Annotated in this window: 16 protein-coding genes; 9 read left to right on the top strand and 7 right to left on the bottom strand. The window is 69.9% G+C overall.

The genetic code is table 11. The annotated features are described in order from the left end of the window. The first annotated feature begins 1,010 nt into the window (after positions 1 to 1,010). From AB0J93_RS22995 to AB0J93_RS22970, 6 genes are all read left to right on the top strand, one after another. Complete coding sequence (locus tag AB0J93_RS22995; RefSeq protein WP_363924382.1) at positions 1,011 to 1,526, top strand: GNAT family N-acetyltransferase; 516 nt, start codon at positions 1,011 to 1,013, stop codon at positions 1,524 to 1,526. Between the two features lie 131 nt (positions 1,527 to 1,657). Continuing rightward, on the top strand, positions 1,658 to 2,053 hold the full coding sequence (locus AB0J93_RS22990; protein ID WP_363924385.1) for a DUF1232 domain-containing protein: 396 nt from the start codon (positions 1,658 to 1,660) through the stop codon (positions 2,051 to 2,053). 141 nt (positions 2,054 to 2,194) lie between these two features. After that, on the top strand, positions 2,195 to 2,707 hold the full coding sequence (locus AB0J93_RS22985; protein ID WP_363924381.1) for an RNA polymerase sigma factor: 513 nt from the start codon (positions 2,195 to 2,197) through the stop codon (positions 2,705 to 2,707). Further along, on the top strand, positions 2,704 to 3,456 hold the full coding sequence (locus AB0J93_RS22980; protein WP_363924380.1) for a zf-HC2 domain-containing protein: 753 nt from the start codon (positions 2,704 to 2,706) through the stop codon (positions 3,454 to 3,456). Before AB0J93_RS22985 ends, AB0J93_RS22980 begins: the two co-directional genes overlap by 4 nt. 55 nt (positions 3,457 to 3,511) lie before the next feature. Continuing rightward, positions 3,512 to 4,045: a redoxin domain-containing protein gene (locus AB0J93_RS22975; RefSeq protein ID WP_363924379.1), complete on the top strand. Its 534-nt coding sequence runs from the start codon at positions 3,512 to 3,514 to the stop codon at positions 4,043 to 4,045. A gap of 1 nt (position 4,046) precedes the next feature. Next, positions 4,047 to 4,940 (top strand): cytochrome c biogenesis protein CcdA, encoded by an 894-nt coding sequence (locus AB0J93_RS22970; protein WP_363924378.1) that lies wholly within the window; start codon positions 4,047 to 4,049, stop codon positions 4,938 to 4,940. 167 nt (positions 4,941 to 5,107) lie between these two features. On the opposite strand, the gene AB0J93_RS22965 is transcribed toward AB0J93_RS22970, so the two are convergent. After that, on the bottom strand, positions 5,108 to 5,644 hold the full coding sequence (locus tag AB0J93_RS22965; RefSeq protein WP_363924377.1) for an ATP-binding protein: 537 nt from the start codon (positions 5,642 to 5,644) through the stop codon (positions 5,108 to 5,110). A 207-nt stretch (positions 5,645 to 5,851) separates the two neighbouring features. After that, entirely contained in the window at positions 5,852 to 6,571 is a 720-nt protein-coding gene (locus tag AB0J93_RS22960) for a GNAT family N-acetyltransferase (protein ID WP_363924376.1), read from the bottom strand. Between the two features lie 97 nt (positions 6,572 to 6,668). Between AB0J93_RS22960 and AB0J93_RS22955 the strand changes: the two genes are divergently transcribed. From AB0J93_RS22955 to AB0J93_RS22945, 3 genes are all read left to right on the top strand, one after another. Further along, positions 6,669 to 7,115, top strand: a complete 447-nt coding sequence (locus AB0J93_RS22955; RefSeq protein WP_363924375.1) for an NUDIX domain-containing protein — start codon at positions 6,669 to 6,671, stop codon at positions 7,113 to 7,115. A gap of 86 nt (positions 7,116 to 7,201) precedes the next feature. Next, on the top strand, positions 7,202 to 9,685 hold the full coding sequence (locus AB0J93_RS22950; protein WP_363924374.1) for a tetratricopeptide repeat protein: 2,484 nt from the start codon (positions 7,202 to 7,204) through the stop codon (positions 9,683 to 9,685). A 130-nt stretch (positions 9,686 to 9,815) separates the two neighbouring features. Next, complete coding sequence (locus AB0J93_RS22945) at positions 9,816 to 10,484, top strand: helix-turn-helix transcriptional regulator (RefSeq protein WP_363924373.1); 669 nt, start codon at positions 9,816 to 9,818, stop codon at positions 10,482 to 10,484. On the opposite strand, the gene AB0J93_RS22940 is transcribed toward AB0J93_RS22945, so the two are convergent. The 5 genes from AB0J93_RS22940 to AB0J93_RS22920 form a co-directional block, all read right to left on the bottom strand. Continuing rightward, complete coding sequence (locus AB0J93_RS22940) at positions 10,473 to 10,868, bottom strand: VOC family protein (protein ID WP_363924372.1); 396 nt, start codon at positions 10,866 to 10,868, stop codon at positions 10,473 to 10,475. The two genes, AB0J93_RS22945 and AB0J93_RS22940, sit on opposite strands and share 12 nt — an antisense overlap. A gap of 241 nt (positions 10,869 to 11,109) precedes the next feature. Then, positions 11,110 to 12,177 carry a hypothetical protein gene (locus AB0J93_RS22935; RefSeq protein WP_363924371.1) on the bottom strand — a complete coding sequence of 356 codons (1,068 nt, stop codon included), beginning with the start codon at positions 12,175 to 12,177 and terminating at the stop codon, positions 11,110 to 11,112. Beyond that, on the bottom strand, positions 12,174 to 12,728 hold the full coding sequence (locus tag AB0J93_RS22930; protein ID WP_363924370.1) for an RNA polymerase sigma factor: 555 nt from the start codon (positions 12,726 to 12,728) through the stop codon (positions 12,174 to 12,176). The genes AB0J93_RS22935 and AB0J93_RS22930 overlap by 4 nt, the downstream gene beginning before the upstream one ends. A 124-nt stretch (positions 12,729 to 12,852) precedes the next feature. Beyond that, positions 12,853 to 13,905, bottom strand: coding sequence for an HAD-IIIC family phosphatase (locus AB0J93_RS22925; protein ID WP_363924369.1), 1,053 nt, complete (start codon positions 13,903 to 13,905; stop codon positions 12,853 to 12,855). Beyond that, complete coding sequence (locus tag AB0J93_RS22920) at positions 13,902 to 15,011, bottom strand: acyl-CoA dehydrogenase family protein (protein WP_363924368.1); 1,110 nt, start codon at positions 15,009 to 15,011, stop codon at positions 13,902 to 13,904. The genes AB0J93_RS22925 and AB0J93_RS22920 overlap by 4 nt, the downstream gene beginning before the upstream one ends. Between the last annotated feature and the right edge of the window lie 49 nt (positions 15,012 to 15,060).

The following is a 15,060-nucleotide window of genomic DNA, read 5'->3' as shown; positions in this document are numbered from 1 at the left end:
CCACTGCCTCGCCCGGTTACGGCTGGGGTGATGGCATGGGCCATGGCGCTCGCAACGGTGCCGCCGGCCCGATGGGCTCCGGGGCGATGGGCCGTTGTACATCAACTGCACCCCTCAGCCGTTCGCCTGGCCGTGGTCACACTCAGGGGTGGTCGACCGCAGTGTGGCGATCATGGAGGCGAGTTGCCGGCAGGTGGACTGCTGGACCAAGCGCGTCCCCATGACAGCACGGACGCGCCCGAGGCGTCAGTGACGCGGTGTCACGATCGCAGGGGACATGATGTCACTGTCCGTGTCCGGTGAGCGCCGGATACTGGGTAGTGACTACCCGAACGCCGCGTTACGCCGGAATGGTGGCCATTTTGCCCTTACGCCGGTCGGGCGCCCCACCGTCGCCGGTCTCCCGGTGTCCCGACGTCCCTGACGGGTAGACGTGGCCGAGGGCTGGTCGAGGTGACGAGGAGGCCAGGATGAGCCAGCAGAACCTGACCCAGACGACTGGCGAAATGGCCGAGAACCCCCGCACAAGGCAGCCGTGGTGACGCGCCGCAGCCGACGGGCACCGAACCCGGGTAGCGGAAAGACGTTCCCGGCAACCAGAGCCGGCCGTACGACCTGGTGACCAGCCGGCCCTCTCCGCCAGCACACCACCCGTGGTGACGAGCAACGCCACCGGCCGTCCGCCGGGGCCGTCCGTCCGTGCGGGCATGGTCAGGTCTCCGGGCAGGAGTGCCTGGCCCTGATGAGTGGGGGTTGATGTCGTGCGCATTCCTCGCGTGATGATCGAGGATCTCCGCAGTAGCCTCGTGGCACCGCCGGCCCCGCGCCTGGCGGCTGCCGATCGGGTTGGCGGCCGGCTTGCTCTGCGTCCGGCACGGGATGAGGATCTCCCGGCGATGTCCCGCGCCCATGTCGAGCTGCTTCCGATGGGACTGTTTCCGTCGCTCGGAGCCCGCTTTGTCCGCTGCTGGCACCGCACTGTCTTGAGCTCATCACACGGGGTGGGTGTGGTGGCCGTCGACACCGCTGCCCCGCAGGACGAACTTGTCGGGTTTGTGCTAGGTACGAGTGATCACGCCGGTTACACCATCGAGCTGGCCCAGGACCGACGCGCGATGGCGTCCCTCACCCTCGCCGGGCTTGTCGCGTTGGTGCTTCGGCCCCGTGTCGCTCTCCGTGTCCTGCGAACGCGGGTCCGGCCGTGGGCCTGTCGGCTGGCCCGCCGCCGGGCGGCCGTGGTGACACCGCAGCGAGCCGGGCCTGCTGCGGCTGCACACGTGGCGGTCATGACCGCGCTGGCGGTACGGCCGGACTGGCGCAAGACCGGCATCGGCGTGCTCCTGGTCGATCGTTTCGTCGAACTGGTCCGCGACGCCGGCGCCCGCTGGGCCGAGGCACAGACGTCGACGGGGCCCATGGGGGCGACCGGATTCTACGAGCGGCTGGGATGGGAAGCTGGAACGCAGCGGCCCGCCCCCGACGGTGACCACGTACGGACGTACCGCCGCGGCCTCGGCGCGGAATGAACGGCGGCCGGGTCGGCACTCGCGCCTCACCAACGGCCACCCGGGCAGGTCACCAAGGCCGGCGGCAGCTGGCGCCGCTACCTGAGCAGATCGCCCACCTGTGACGCCAGTGGCATGCTGAGGCCGTGATCGTGCGTGACTGGCTCGTCGGCCTGGCCATCGCGGTCATGCTGCTGCTTGCCTCCTGGGCGCTGCTGATCCTGCTCGCCCGCCGCCTGCCACCCGGCATCATGCGTGACCTGGCCGCCTTCGTCCCCGACTGCGTCACCACCGTCCGTCGACTGCGCACCGACCGGCGAGTGCCCCGCCGCGCGAAGATCGCCGTGCTGATCGCCGGGATCTGGGTAGCCAGCCCCGTCGACCTGATCCCCGAGTTCCTGCCCGTCATCGGCCCTCTCGACGACATCGTCGTCGTCGCGCTCGCCCTGCGCTACGCCGCACGCCAAGTACCTCGACACGTAATCGTCGCGGCCTGGCCCGGCGAACCGCTGCTGCTCGAACGGCTGCTCAGCGCGCCGCCACGCTGACCGAGGAGCAGGCCGAAGGTGAGGTGACCGGCGACGCCGCCACCGGCGAGGATCGGCCGACGCCTTCGGTGTATCAGGAGGCAAGACTGATGCAATCAGATGCGCCGGCGGCGGGTCCTACCCGGTCGGATGGGTGGGTGGATGAGCGACGACGAGTTTGTTGAGGCGATGCATGAGCATCTGGATCTGCTCTACAACCTGGCCCGGCGGCTGACCCGGTCGCGGTCGCAGGCCGAGGACCTGGTGCAGGAGACGTACCTGCGTGCGTTGCGGGGGTGGCGACGCCGGCCACCGGATGACGTGCGGGCTTGGCTGGCGACGGTCTGCCTGAACGCTGCCCGCGCCGGATGGCGGTACGGGTCCGTCCGTCCGGTGGAGGTCCTGGACCCCGACGCCGGGACGACGGTGACGTCGGGTAGCGACACCGCGGGTGAGGCGATGAGTGGGCTCGTCCGTGAGCAGGTGCACCGCGCGTTGTGGCGGCTGCCGGCCGCGCAGCGGGAGGCGATCGCGTTGATGGACCTGTGCGGGTTCACCGCCGCCGAGGTCGCGGCGATGACCGGTGCGCCGCGCGGCACGATACTGGCCCGGGTGCACCGCGGGCACAAGAAGCTCGCGGAGCTGCTGCACCGGCAGGGGGTGACGGCGGAGTGAGGCACCAGTACGACGATGCCACCGTCGGCGGCTACCTGGCCGGTGAGCTGCCAGACGGGAGGCGCGAGGCGTTCGAGGCGCATCTGCTGACCTGCGACGGCTGCTGGGCCGAGGTCGACGCCGGACGTCGTGGCCGGGCGCTGGCCCACCTGGCCCGAGAGTCGGTACCGGTGCACCTGGCCGCCCGACTGGCCGGAGTCGTCGCCGAGCGGCACGTCCCATCGGGCGAGCGCTCCGCGTTCGGCGGGTGGTTGTCCTCGCTCAGCTGGCGCCAGCATGCCCGGCGGTCGTGGGCGCTGGCCGCCGTCGCGCTGGTCCTGGTCGCGGTCCTCGGCGCGGTGATCGTCGGGCGGGACGGCGGGTCCGCGCCGGCACCGCAGCTCTCCGTCGCCGTGGCCGGCTACCATGACGGCCGCCTGCCAGGCACGATCATTCCGGCCCGGTCGGGCCCGGACCTGTCGGCGTTGCGCCTGTCCGGCGCCGGTGCCAGTGCCGGCGATCTGGCCGGACAGCCGGTCACCGGGTACGCCTACCGGGACGACACCGGTCGTCGGCTGCTCGTCTACGTCAGTGACAGACCGTTCCCGGTTTCCCCACGGGCGGAGAACCCGATCGGGACCGACGGTGCCGCGATGATGCACCTCGACGGTGTCGTCGTCCTGTGCTCCCGTCGCCCGCACACCGCGCTGGTGCTCGGCGAGGACGAGGAGCTCGTACGTCAGGCCGCCAAGAATCTCGATCTGATCTGAACCGAGGATCGGTGGGCCACATGCCGACCGGTCGGCAGACACGAATGGAGCATCGATGAAGATACGACAGGCATTCCTTGCCCTGCTGGTGGTCGGCGCGCTGCTGCTGGCCGGCTGCGCGGACGACGCCGGTGACCAGGCGGGCGCGCCGGACAGCTCGACCAGCGGGGCCGCCGACGCGGGGACCGGCAGCTACGACTTCACCGTCGCCACCCTCGACGGCGGCAGCTTCGATGGTCGCAGCCTGGCGGGCAAGCCGGCGCTGCTGTGGTTCTGGGCCCCGTGGTGCCCGACCTGCCTGGCCCAGGCGCGACCGGTCAGCGACCTCGCGGCCAGGTACGAGGGCAAGGTCACCGTGGTCGGGGTGGCCGGGTTGGACACGGTGCCGGCGATGCACGACTTCGTGCGGATGGCCAAGCTGTCCGGGTTTCCGCAGCTGGCCGACGAGCAGGGTGTGGTGTGGAAGCGGTTCACGATGACCGAGCAGAGCACCTTCGTGGTGCTCGACAGCGAGGGAACGGTCGTCGAACGCGGCCGCGCCGACGTCGACAAGCTGCCCGACGTGCTCGACCCGCTGCTGGCCGGCTGAGATGGGCGATGCACCGTTGGGTCTGGCGGTGGCCGCCGGGATGCTCGCCGCGGTCAACCCGTGCGGGTTCGCGCTGCTGCCGGCGTATCTGTCGCTGCTGGTGGCCGGCGAGGCGGAGACCAACCGTGGTACGACAGTCGTCCGCGCCCTGACCGCCACCGCCGCGATGACCGCCGGTTTCGTCGCCGTCTTCGGTCTGTTCGGTCTGGTGCTCACCCCTGTGGCGGGCACGGTGCAGAGACACCTGCCCTGGGTCACCGTCACCTTGGGTGTGGTGCTGGTCGGACTCGGCGGTTGGCTGCTGGCCGGACGGCAGCTCCCGGGCCTGCGGCTGGCGGTCTCGTCCGCCCCGACGGTGCGCCGGTCACTGCCGTCCATGGTGGTCTTCGGCGCCGCCTACGCGGCGGCGTCGCTGTCGTGCACGATCGGCCCGTTCCTGGCCATCGTGGTGAGCAGCTTCCGGGCCGGCTCGACCTTGGCCGGGGTAGGACTGTTTCTCGCGTACGCGATCGGCATGGGACTGACCGTTACGGTCGCCGCGCTCGCCGTCGCCCTGGCCCGCGACGGGCTGCTCCGCCGGATCCGCCGCGCGACACCGCTGCTGTCCCGCCTAGGTGGCGCGCTGCTCGTGGCCGCCGGCGCCTACGTGGCCTGGTACGGCTGGTTCGAGATCCGGATCCTGCGCGACGCCACGACCAACGACCCGATCATCGCGGCCGCCGCCTCCGGCCAGCGCTGGCTGGCCACCCTGCTCGACCACATCGGCGCCGGGACCCTGACGGTGATCCTGGGTGCTCTCCTGGCCGGCGCCGCCCTCAGCTGGTGGCGCCAACGACGACGCCGGGTCCCATCCCACGCGACAACCCACCCCGACCGGCATCGGGAAACCACCTGACTGACCCGTGCCCATTCCCACAGCCCGAGGCGACCACTGGCTTGCACTCCGCGGGCGACGACAGTTGCGCTGAGCGGGCCCATGCCCGTCGGTGTCATTGTGACAGCAGCCATTCCAATGCCCGTTCCCAAGGGGATCAGAGTTCCGCAGCGCTGGGTCCGGCGAGTTCAGGAGGCCGACGGTGGCCAGCGGTGTGTGCGCCATTCGTGCCACGTCGCGAATCCGGCCGGCGGGTCATCGATGGGTTCGCTGCCGTCGAGTTCGCCGGGCGTGGGGATGTCGATGTTGGCGGCCCACTCGGCGAGTTCCTCGTCGGACATGGGCCATGTCGTGTGCGGTGCTTCGGCTTGGCGCCGATCGAGTCGTCTGCGCTGCTCGGCCGGGGTGAGCGCGAAGTAGCGCAGCTCCACCGTCGCGCCGAGGTCCGCTGCTGCCTGCCGTAGGGCGGAGCGCTCGTCTCGACTCCAGAGGCCGTAGTCGATCACGACGTTGGTGCCGAGTTCGAGGGCGCGTAAGCCGATCTGGATGAGCCGTCCTTCGATCACGGCCTGAGCCACTGGTGGGTTCTCGTGCCCGTAGAGCGCCTTCACCCACTCGTCCTTCGTGAGCCGAAGTGCTTGCCGCTCTCGCTCGATGCGCCGCGCAGCAGTGGTTTTCCCGGTGCAGGGGAGTCCCACAGTCAGGAACAGTATCGGTTGCCTCATCGCCCCCCGCTCACGGCCGACGTACCCATCAATGCTGACACCTGTTCATGCCGCCCCCCGCGCGTCACCATAGGTGATCTCGGTGCCGTGACGGGACGGACGGCTTGCGCTACCGCCCAGACCGACTGCGCGAGTCCGGCGCAGGTCGCGTGACTCGCGCCGCGTTCGGCACAGCCGGCGGCGTAGCCGGCGATCCGGCGTGTGGGCTCAGGTTCCGATCCGGATGCTCAACTGAGCACCGAGTTGGCGGAATCCCAGCGCCCGCGCCACTCGGCGCGACGGCTCCGGTCGAGCCCGCCACTGCGGCAGCAGATGGTTCGCCAAGCCGTCCGCGGTTGCGGCGGAGGCAGCGGCACGTGCCAGGCCACGCCCGCGGTAAGCCGGCGCCGTGAGTACGCACATCTGGGCCACCCGCCCCGGCCAGCGTCGGTAGCCAGCCGCCGCGACAACGTGATGCCCGCGGCGCACCACGAACGCTGAAGAGGTGATATCGGCCAACCCGCATTCGTTGGCGTCGTCAGCCGTGACCGAGGCCATCAGCCTGACGAGATCGGCATGGTCCGCAGCAACCACATCCACCGTATCGATTCCGGCCGGCTGGAAGTCGCCTTCGTCGAGGTAAGCCAGGCGTGCCGGCCCCAGCACCTCGGCGACGGGCAGGACAGCGCCCAGCCGGTCCGGGTCGGTCAGAACCTCGACCGGGAGACCCTGCAGGACCGCGCGAACGGTCCCGGCCCGGCTGCCTGCCGGCACGGTGACGATGGCGGCGTCGCCCAACGCGACGATCCCGACCCAGCCCGTCGGACAGAGCCGCGACCCGGCCGAGACAGCCACGCCGACGCCGCCGTCAACGGGAAAGGCCATCGGGACGTCAGCCATCTCGAGCCAGACCTGACGAGCCCGAGCGAGCAACGGATCATCGGCCATGGACGCATCCTCACGCCTGGCCCGGAGTTCACGCCACCGAGTTCGCAGCTGTCAGGGACGGCACCCTCTTCTGGCCGGCTGGACGTAGGGTCCGGGTGTGCCGACTGAGCCTTTCCGTGTCGCCGCTGCCGTGTACGGCATTCTCCGTGACCGGGGTCGGGTGCTGCTGATCCGCCGTGCGTCGACCGGCTACCGGGACGGTCAGCTCAGCCTGCCGGCTGGACATCTCGACGGAGGCGAGGATGCGGTCACCGGCCTCGTGCGGGAGCTGCGAGAGGAGCTCGGGATCGAGGCCGATCCGCACAGCTGCCGTCTTGCGCTGCTCCTGCACTCCGCACCGGAGCGCTCCGACGATCGTGAGTACTTCCATCTGTTCTTCGAGGTGGATAGCTGGATCGGGGAGCCGTTCATAGCGGAGCCCGGCAAATGCAGTGAGCTGTACTGGGCGACGGCGTCAGCGCTGCCGCCGGACCTCGCCGACTACGTGGCAGCGGCGCTGGCAGCGATCGGCCGAGGCGAAAGCCTGCTGGTGCGTGGGTGGTGACGCGTAGGTCTGTTCTTTCTCGCGGTACCGACACGTCACGATCCTCGCAAGTCACGGTGGCCGACACCGATCGATACCATTGAGCGATGAGGTGGCGACTGTCGGTAACCGTCGCAGTTCTACTCCTGGTCCTCGGGGTCGAGGGCTTCCTGGCGTGGCTGTTTCTGCGCATCGGCCTCGGGCAGAGTGATCAGGTCGCGTCCATACTGAGCCTGCTGTTGGCGGTCATCACCGCTGCGGCGACCGTGACCGGAGCGCTACGGCACCAGGACCGAGGCACGAACGCGAACGCCACCCCGATGCCCGCGCAGCTCGAGGCGACCACACGGTACTTCACCGGCCGGGCCGCCGAGGTCGCGCAGCTCGGCCGGCAGCGGCGCCGATCCGCCACCACACCTGCCGTCGTGCTGATCTGCGGGACCGCAGGAGTGGGCAAGACCGCGCTGGCCATGCACTGGGCCCATCGAAGCCGCGCGCACTTCCCCGATGGGCAACTGCACGTCAACTTGCAGGGCTATCACCCCGATCAAGCCGTACCACCTCGGGAGGCCCTGGCCGTGTTCCTCGCCGGTCTCGGTGTCGCCGGCCCGTCGATTCCGGAGGGTCTCGACGAGCGCACCGCGCAGTACCGCACTCTGGTCGCCGGCCGTCGGATGCTCGTCGTGCTCGACAACGCGGCCTCGGCGGACCAGGTCCGTCCGCTGCTCCCCGGCACCGGGCCGACCATGGTTCTGATCACCAGCCGGGACACGCTCGCCGGACTGTCGACCACCACCGACGTCACCCGGATCAACCTGTCCCGGATGCCGGACGCGGACTCACTGGCCCTGCTCGCCAAACTGGTTGGCCCGCGGGCCGGGGCCGAGCCGGACGCTCTTCGCGCGGTGGCCGACAACTGCGCCGGATTGCCGCTCGCCCTACGCATCGCCGCGCGGCGGCTGGCGGAGTATCCCGGCGAACCCTTGGCCCAGCTCACCCAGGAACTCGTCGAGACCACGGCGATGACCGTACTGAGCCCTTCCGGGGACCCGTACAGTGCGATCCGAACGGTCTTCTCCTGGTCGTACCGCCGGCTCCCGGGCGAAGCCGAACGACGCGCGCTGCGCATGATCGGGGTGCATCCCGGGCCCGACGTCGACGCGTACGCCCTCGCGGCGATGACGTCCGCCACGCCGGACACGTCGCGGCACCTGTTGAACGAACTCGCCCGAGCGAGTCTGGTCGAGCCACGGGGCGGTGGACGTTTCGCCCTGCACGACCTGCTCCGCCAATACGCACTGGACCTCGCCGACCAGGAGGACGCGGTGGACGAGGCACGCCGCGTGCTGTTCGATTACTACCGCGCGAGCGCCTCGGTCGCCGTCGGAGTGTCGTACCCGTCGCTACGCGCCACGCTGCCCGCAGTTCCCTCGTCCGGCGTCAGGGTCCCGGACGTGATCGAGCCCGAAACCGCCCGGGCCTGGCTGGATCGCGAGATTCCGGTGCTGGCGCGCGTGGTCGCCACCGCGGAACGCAACCTGCCCCGGCACACGGTCGACCTGGCCGCGATCCTCAGCCGGCACCTGGACACGATCGGCATGCTGTCGACGGCAGCCGTCATCCATGAGGCGGCAGTGCGGGCCGCGACGGCCGTCGACGATCAGGCGGCACTGGGCGCCGCGCTACACGATCTGGCGGGCGTTGAGCTCCGGCGCAGTCGGTACGCCCCGGCGCGCGCATACGGGGAACGGGCGCTGGCCGCCGCGCGCAGGGCGCACGACCGCCGCTGCCAGGCGAGGGCGCTGCTGCTGCTCGGCATGGTCGCCTTCTGGCAGGGCGAGCGGGCGCGGGCCATGCCGTTCTACCGTGAGGCACTTGACCAGTCGGTGATGGCAGGTGACGAGCCGCTACAGGGAAGGATCTGGTACGGCATCGGCACTGTCCTGCATGAACAGCGGCAGTACGCCGAGGCGGCCGACGCCTGCCGCAAGGCCCTCGACCTGGCCCTGCGCCACGGTGACGACCAGGCCGAGGCGGCCGCACACTCAGGGCTGGGCCGGATCGCCGCAGCAGAGCGACGGGTCGACGAAGCGACGGAGCACCACCAGCGCACCATCGACAGGCTGACCCGACTGGGGGACCGGACACTGCTGGTCGGCGCACTCTGGGAGCACGCCGACTCCCTGCGGGACCTGGACCGGCTCGCGCCCGCCCGGGACCAGTATGAGCAGGCGCTCGATCTCGCCCGGGAGCTGGGTGATCCCGGCAGTAGCGCGTTGATCCTCAACGCGCTGGCGGAGACGCTCCTGCGCCAGGGCCGGCGACTCGCCGCGCGGCGGGCATTCCAGCAGGCGGCTGCGGCGGCGGCCAGCTGCCCCGACGACATCGCGCTCGCCGCGGCGTACCACGGCCTGGCACGGGTCAGCGTGACTCTCCACCGGCGGGCGGCCGCCCGCCGCTACGCCGCCGAGGCCCGACGACTCTACGTTCTGCACCGCCACCCTGCGGCATCGACGCTCGACGACTTCATCCGGCAGCGCCTGCAACGGATCGCCACCACGGAGCGAGCAGCCAAAGCCGAAGCGTCCTGACCGGCCCGAACCACTCATCATCGACTGCTCGACAAGCGGCGCTCACGACGCTACGCCGGGAGAGTTGGTCGAACCTGTGGCGGGGCGGGGCGGCCGTGGGTTGTCGTGGTCGCGTGGGAGGGTCGAGGGCGTGTACGAGGAACGACCGTCGACAACGCTGCCGTACGTCGTGGTGTGGCGCAGTGTCACGCCGCCGGGTGGTGGGCCGAAGCGCATTGTGCCGGACGGGTGTCTCGACATCATCTGGCGCGACGGCACGGTGTTCGTGGCCGGTCCGGATACGACCGCCCAGGTCGAGCCGGCCCTGCCCGGCCGTCGGTATGAAGCGCTGCGGTTCGGCGCGGGCACCGGGCCCGGTGTGTTGGGCGTGCCCGCCGACGAGTTGGTGGATCGGCGTGTGCCGTTGGACGCGATGTGGCCGGCGGCCGCGGTGCGGGCCATCGCCGAGGCTGATGATCCTGCCACCGCGCTGTCCGAAGCGGTGAGCCGGCGCTGGCAAGGAGCCGACCGGGCGATGGTGACCTTGGCCGGTGCCGCGTCGGCCGGGTTGTCGGTGGGATCGGTCGCCGTACGGTGCGGTCTGAGCGCCCGCCAGTTGCAGCGGCGCTGCACCGCCGCGTTCGGTTACGGGCCGAAGACCTTGCAGCGGATTCTGCGGTTGCAGCGGGCCCTCACGTTGGCCCGGTCCGGTCGGTCGTTCGCGACGGTGGCAGTCGATGCGGGTTACGCCGACCAGGCTCACCTCGCACGGGAGGTACGGGCGATGGCCGGAGTGTCACTGAGCGCCCTACTGCGGTGACGGGGTCCAGGCGAAAAGGTCCACGACGTTGCCGTCTGGATCGCGCACCTGTGCATAACGCTGCCCCCACGGTGCGTCCCAGGGCGCGTTGACCGACGGGTATCCGGCGGCGACCAGGTCGGCGTGGCATCGGTCCACCTCGTCGGCGTCCGTGCAGAGAAAGGCCCAGCCACCGGAGGGCTGTCCCGGCTGGTAATCCGGATCGAAGGACTGCAACGAGGCGTGCGTGTCCCACATGAGACGGATACCGCCCTCGACCGTCGTCTCGACGTGCGCCTCCTGCTCGGCGCCGGCCGGAAACTCCAGGCCCAGCCGGCGATAGAAGGAAAGAGACGCTGCCATGTCGGCCACCGCAAGGCCGATCGCGTTGAAGGTGGGTGCCATGACTCCGACCGTACGAGCATGCGGCCGAAGAAGTCTTGAACGATTCGGACACCGAGCGACCACATGACAGCCCGGTGGCCTGGCCGCAACGTGCTCGGGTTCGCGCTCATGCACGTGCGCGACGTCCGCCTTGAGGAAGCGGAGCGGTTGCGGTTCGTGCCGGTCAGCGTCGCCCGTGTCAGGACCGCTACGACCGGCGCTTCGGAGGCGCCGGTCGTAGGTCCGCTAGCCGCCGGCTGGGTCAGCAGCCGAGGCCGTCCTTGTACTGCTTTGGGACATCACCGTCGGCGACCTTGTCGGCGATCTCCCAGACGACCTCGGGGTAGTCGCCCTCGTCGTTCATGTCGTGCAGCACCTTCCACTGGCGGCTGCTGCGCAACGCGGCTGCTGCCTGCTTGACCGCGTGTTCGTCGCCGGCAGCGTCGGCCCGGATCCACTCGGCGATCCAGTCGCAGGTGACCCTGCCGGTCACTGCGGCGCCGAACTGGTACGGGTCGTTGGCGCCGGCGTTGTCCAGTATCGACACGTCGAAGCCCGGCGGGGACGGCATGTCGGCGAGTATCTTGGCGGCTTCCTCACGGACGTCGCCCGGCGTGACGATCTCCGACGGCAACGCCTTGAGGAACGACTTGGCATCCACCTTGATCACGTGGGTGAGGATCCCGTCGAAGATGGCCCGCGTCCAGTTGCCCCCGGTGCGCAACTCGACGAACGTGCCGTCCTGCGGCTTGAGCATGGCCGACATGTCGTTCTCGCTGTAGGTGAAGATGCTGGCCGGCCGGGTCGCCACGGTGGTCACCTCTGGTTCGCTGACCTGTAGCCGGTCGTCGTAGTAGCCCTGGTACTGCTCGTCCGGGTACCAGTTCATCTGCAGGCTACGGTCGCCGTTGCGGAATTCGATGCTGCCGTTCTCCTCGGCGAATCCGTAGACGCTTGTCGCTATCCAGCCCGGCTCATCGATGAGCAGGCGCGGGTGCTCCTGCGCAGCCTTCAGGTCGAGTTCCCACCCGCTGATCGCCGCCGTGCCGACGCTGGGCAGGCCGGTCGGTCCGGCGTACCCGTCGTCAGGCTGGGCGGACCAGAGCGACGAGGCGGCGATGATGCTGGCCACGGCCGCCGCAGCGGCCGTGGCGCCGGCGAGTTGACGGACGAGGGTACGGCGCGGCGGTCTCGCCGGCACCGAGTCGAGTTTCGGGGTGGACATGATCTCCTCCAGGAGATGCTGATCCGCCCCGTCGAGGCGCTGGATGATCTCAGGTCGATAGGGGTCGGCGTCTCGAACCAGGCGGTCGAGGTGCTCGTCGGTCATCTGCCCTCCTTCGGGACGGGTACGGCCAGGACATCGAGTACATGTCCGGGTGCGTCAGGGTCGTCACCGATGAGTTCGCGCAGCCGGGCCCGCGCTCGTGACAGGCGGGTCCGGGCCGCGGTCGGGCTCACCCCGACCACCGCTGCCGCCTCCCGGGGCTGCAGGCCCTCCCATACGGTGAGCAGCAACATCTCCCGGTCCGTGTCGTTGAGCCGGCGCAGCGCGGCCTGCACGGCAAGCCGCTGCGGCACCTCACTGCCCGGGTCGGGTGTGGACACCGCGGTCAGGCGTTGCCGGAGTCGCTCACCCAACCGCTCACGGCGGGTTCCGCTGCGGTGGTGGTTCGCCAGTACTCGGCGGGCCACCCCGTACAGCCACAGCCGGATCTCATCGTCGCAGGGCAGGTCGGCGCTGCGCCGCCACGCCACCAGGAAGGTCTCCGCGACCACGTCGGCGGCGTCGTCCGGCTGCTCGACACGACGTGACGCGTACGCGAGAAGCGCTTGGAAGTTGCCGGCGTAGACGCGCCGAAACCGGTCCTCAGAGCTCACGTCTACGGCATGTCCGGCACCGGGCTCATCGTGACACCACGGTACCGCCGGCCAGTGGGGTTGCGGGCCCGTGACGTCGGCCGGACCTGGCCGACCTGCGGTGCTGACTTCGGTAGCGCGGTGGTCAATCCGTGATCAGCCGGACGAAGGGCGGCGCGGGCGGAATGACGTCCAGGTCAGCGCGCAGCGTCACCTGCTGATCGGCCCGACCGATCTCGCGGAAGCCGGCGAAGGCATAGGTGATCTGCATCATCCTGTTCCGGCCGGTCTCGACCAGGTCCGCTTGCAGTTCGACGCAGGCGTCCCGGGCCTGCCGCATCAGGTGGCTGAGCACGATCCCCCCGACGCCGCGGGAGATCACGCGGCACGACATCAGCAACAACCGTAGACGCCAGACCTTTACCGACGTCTCGATCAGCACGAGTCCGATCTTGCCGTAGGAGCCGAAGCGGTCGTCGAGGGCGACGACATAGAGACGGTGGTCGTCCGAGGTACGTGACTTGTCGAGGTCGTCGTAGGAGTACGTCCGACCGGTCGAATTCAGCTGGTTGGTGCGGACCGTCAGTTCCTGGGCCCGTTGCAGGTCGGCCCGGGTGGCGGATTCGATCCGTACGACCAGTCCCAACTGGGAGAGGAACTCGTCGGGGGTGCCGACGAATCGTTCCTCCTCGTCGTCGCGTCTGATCTGGTTGCGGTACATCTGGCGGCGTTCCCGCGACTCGTCGGTGATGAAGCGTGGCTGGAACACCGGCGTGCGCATCGCCTCGGCGAGTTCCGCCGGGTCCAGGCAGAGCACCTGCGGACACGCCGAGGCGACCTCCGCCCGCTCGAACTCCTGATCGTCGACGAAGGCGATCGTGTCGAGCCCGATGTTGAGCTTCTCGGCGATCTGCTGAACGGAGTGTGACTTGGCGTTCCACCCGATCTGCGGGCAGAGGAACATCTCGGCGAGACCACTTCGCTCTAGCTGTGTCCAGGCCGCCTGGTGATCGTTCTTGCTGGCGATGGAGTGCAGAATCCCCAACCGGTCGAGCGTCTCGATCGCCTCGACGACCTCCGGCTTCACCGTCACCGTCGCGTCCTCCAGCAGGACGCCGGTCCAGATCGTCTGGTCGAGGTCCCAGACCACACACTTGATCCGGCCGCGACGCTCCTCCTCGGACGAGTCGTCAGTCACCGAACATCCTTCCGGTACGCGTCGGCCGCGATCGTGATCCGCTGGATCTCGTTGCTGCCTTCGATGATCTCCATGACCTTGGCGTCGCGGTACAAGCGCTCCACGAGATGGCCAGGGCGGCAGCCGACAGCACCGTGGATCTGCACTGCCTCGGCGGCATGCCGGGCCGCTGCGGTCGAGGCGAAGTACTTGGCCACCCAGGTGGCCATCAGGGTGTCCGCGTCGCCCTGGTCCTTCAGCCGCCCGGCGGCCTCGTAGAGCAAACGCGCGGCCCGGGTGTCGGTGACCATGTCGGAGAGCTTCGCCTGGATGAGTTGCCTGTCGCGCAACGCGACGCCGGCGACCTTGCGATGCTCGGTGTAGTGGGCGCAGGCGTCCAGGCAGGCCTGGAGGATGCCGACTGATCCGGCGGCCACGCTGTAGCGGCCGAAGTCCAACACACCGGTCATCACCATGCCGGTGGCGAAGCCGTCCGGGCCGACGAGGGCGTCCGGTCCCACCCGCACACCGCTCATGGTGAGCCGGGCGAGCATGCTGCCGCGAGTGCCGAGCATGCCGGGGATCGGCGTCACCGCCAGCCCGTCGCTGTCGCGGGGCACCAGGAAAGCGCCGATGCCGTTGCCGGTTCGCGCGAACACCAGGAACAGGTGCGCCCGTTGGCCTCCGGTGATCCACGTCTTGGTCCCGTCGAGGACCCATCCACGTCCGTCCCGGACCGCTCGGCTGGTCAGATTCACGGCGTCGCTGCCGACGTCCGGCTCGGACAGGCAGAACGCCCCCAGCACCGATCCGTTCGCCAGGCGCGGAAGCCACTGCTGCCGCTGTCCGGGCGTGCCGAACCTCAGCACCGCCCAGGAGACCATCCCGTGCACGGTGAGCAGGCTGCGCACCGACGAGCAGGCGTGTCCGATCTCCTCGTGCACCTGGCCCACGGTCAGCATCGAGGCGCCCTGCCCGCCGTACTCGACCGGGATGAACGGCGCCCACAGCCCGGCCGCGCCGATACCGTCGAGCGTCTCCGACGGAATGCTGCCGGCCTGATCGAACCGGGTGGCCAGCGGTGCGAGGTAGGCCCGAGCGAAGCAGCGGGCCGCAGCCCGATCCATCGGTACGCGTTCGGTGCTCGCAGCCGTTGGTGACATCGCCGGTACCGCC

It is taken from the genome of Micromonospora sp. NPDC049374 (assembly GCF_040677165.1).
Taxonomy (GTDB): Bacteria; Actinomycetota; Actinomycetes; order Mycobacteriales; family Micromonosporaceae; genus Micromonospora.
Note: the sequence above shows the minus strand (reverse complement) of the source record. Positions and strands in the feature narration are given on the sequence as shown.

Coding starts and splice junctions, on each gene's coding strand:
- AB0J93_RS22985 (WP_363924381.1), top strand. CDS start 2,195: ATGAGCGACGACGAGTTTGTTGAGGCGATGCATGAGCATCTGGATCTG.
- AB0J93_RS22975 (WP_363924379.1), top strand. CDS start 3,512: ATGAAGATACGACAGGCATTCCTTGCCCTGCTGGTGGTCGGCGCGCTG.
- AB0J93_RS22970 (WP_363924378.1), top strand. CDS start 4,047: ATGGGCGATGCACCGTTGGGTCTGGCGGTGGCCGCCGGGATGCTCGCC.
- AB0J93_RS22965 (WP_363924377.1), bottom strand. CDS start 5,644: ATGAGGCAACCGATACTGTTCCTGACTGTGGGACTCCCCTGCACCGGG.
- AB0J93_RS22960 (WP_363924376.1), bottom strand. CDS start 6,571: ATGGCCGATGATCCGTTGCTCGCTCGGGCTCGTCAGGTCTGGCTCGAG.
- AB0J93_RS22950 (WP_363924374.1), top strand. CDS start 7,202: ATGAGGTGGCGACTGTCGGTAACCGTCGCAGTTCTACTCCTGGTCCTC.
- AB0J93_RS22940 (WP_363924372.1), bottom strand. CDS start 10,868: ATGGCACCCACCTTCAACGCGATCGGCCTTGCGGTGGCCGACATGGCA.
- AB0J93_RS22935 (WP_363924371.1), bottom strand. CDS start 12,177: ATGACCGACGAGCACCTCGACCGCCTGGTTCGAGACGCCGACCCCTAT.
- AB0J93_RS22920 (WP_363924368.1), bottom strand. CDS start 15,011: ATGGATCGGGCTGCGGCCCGCTGCTTCGCTCGGGCCTACCTCGCACCG.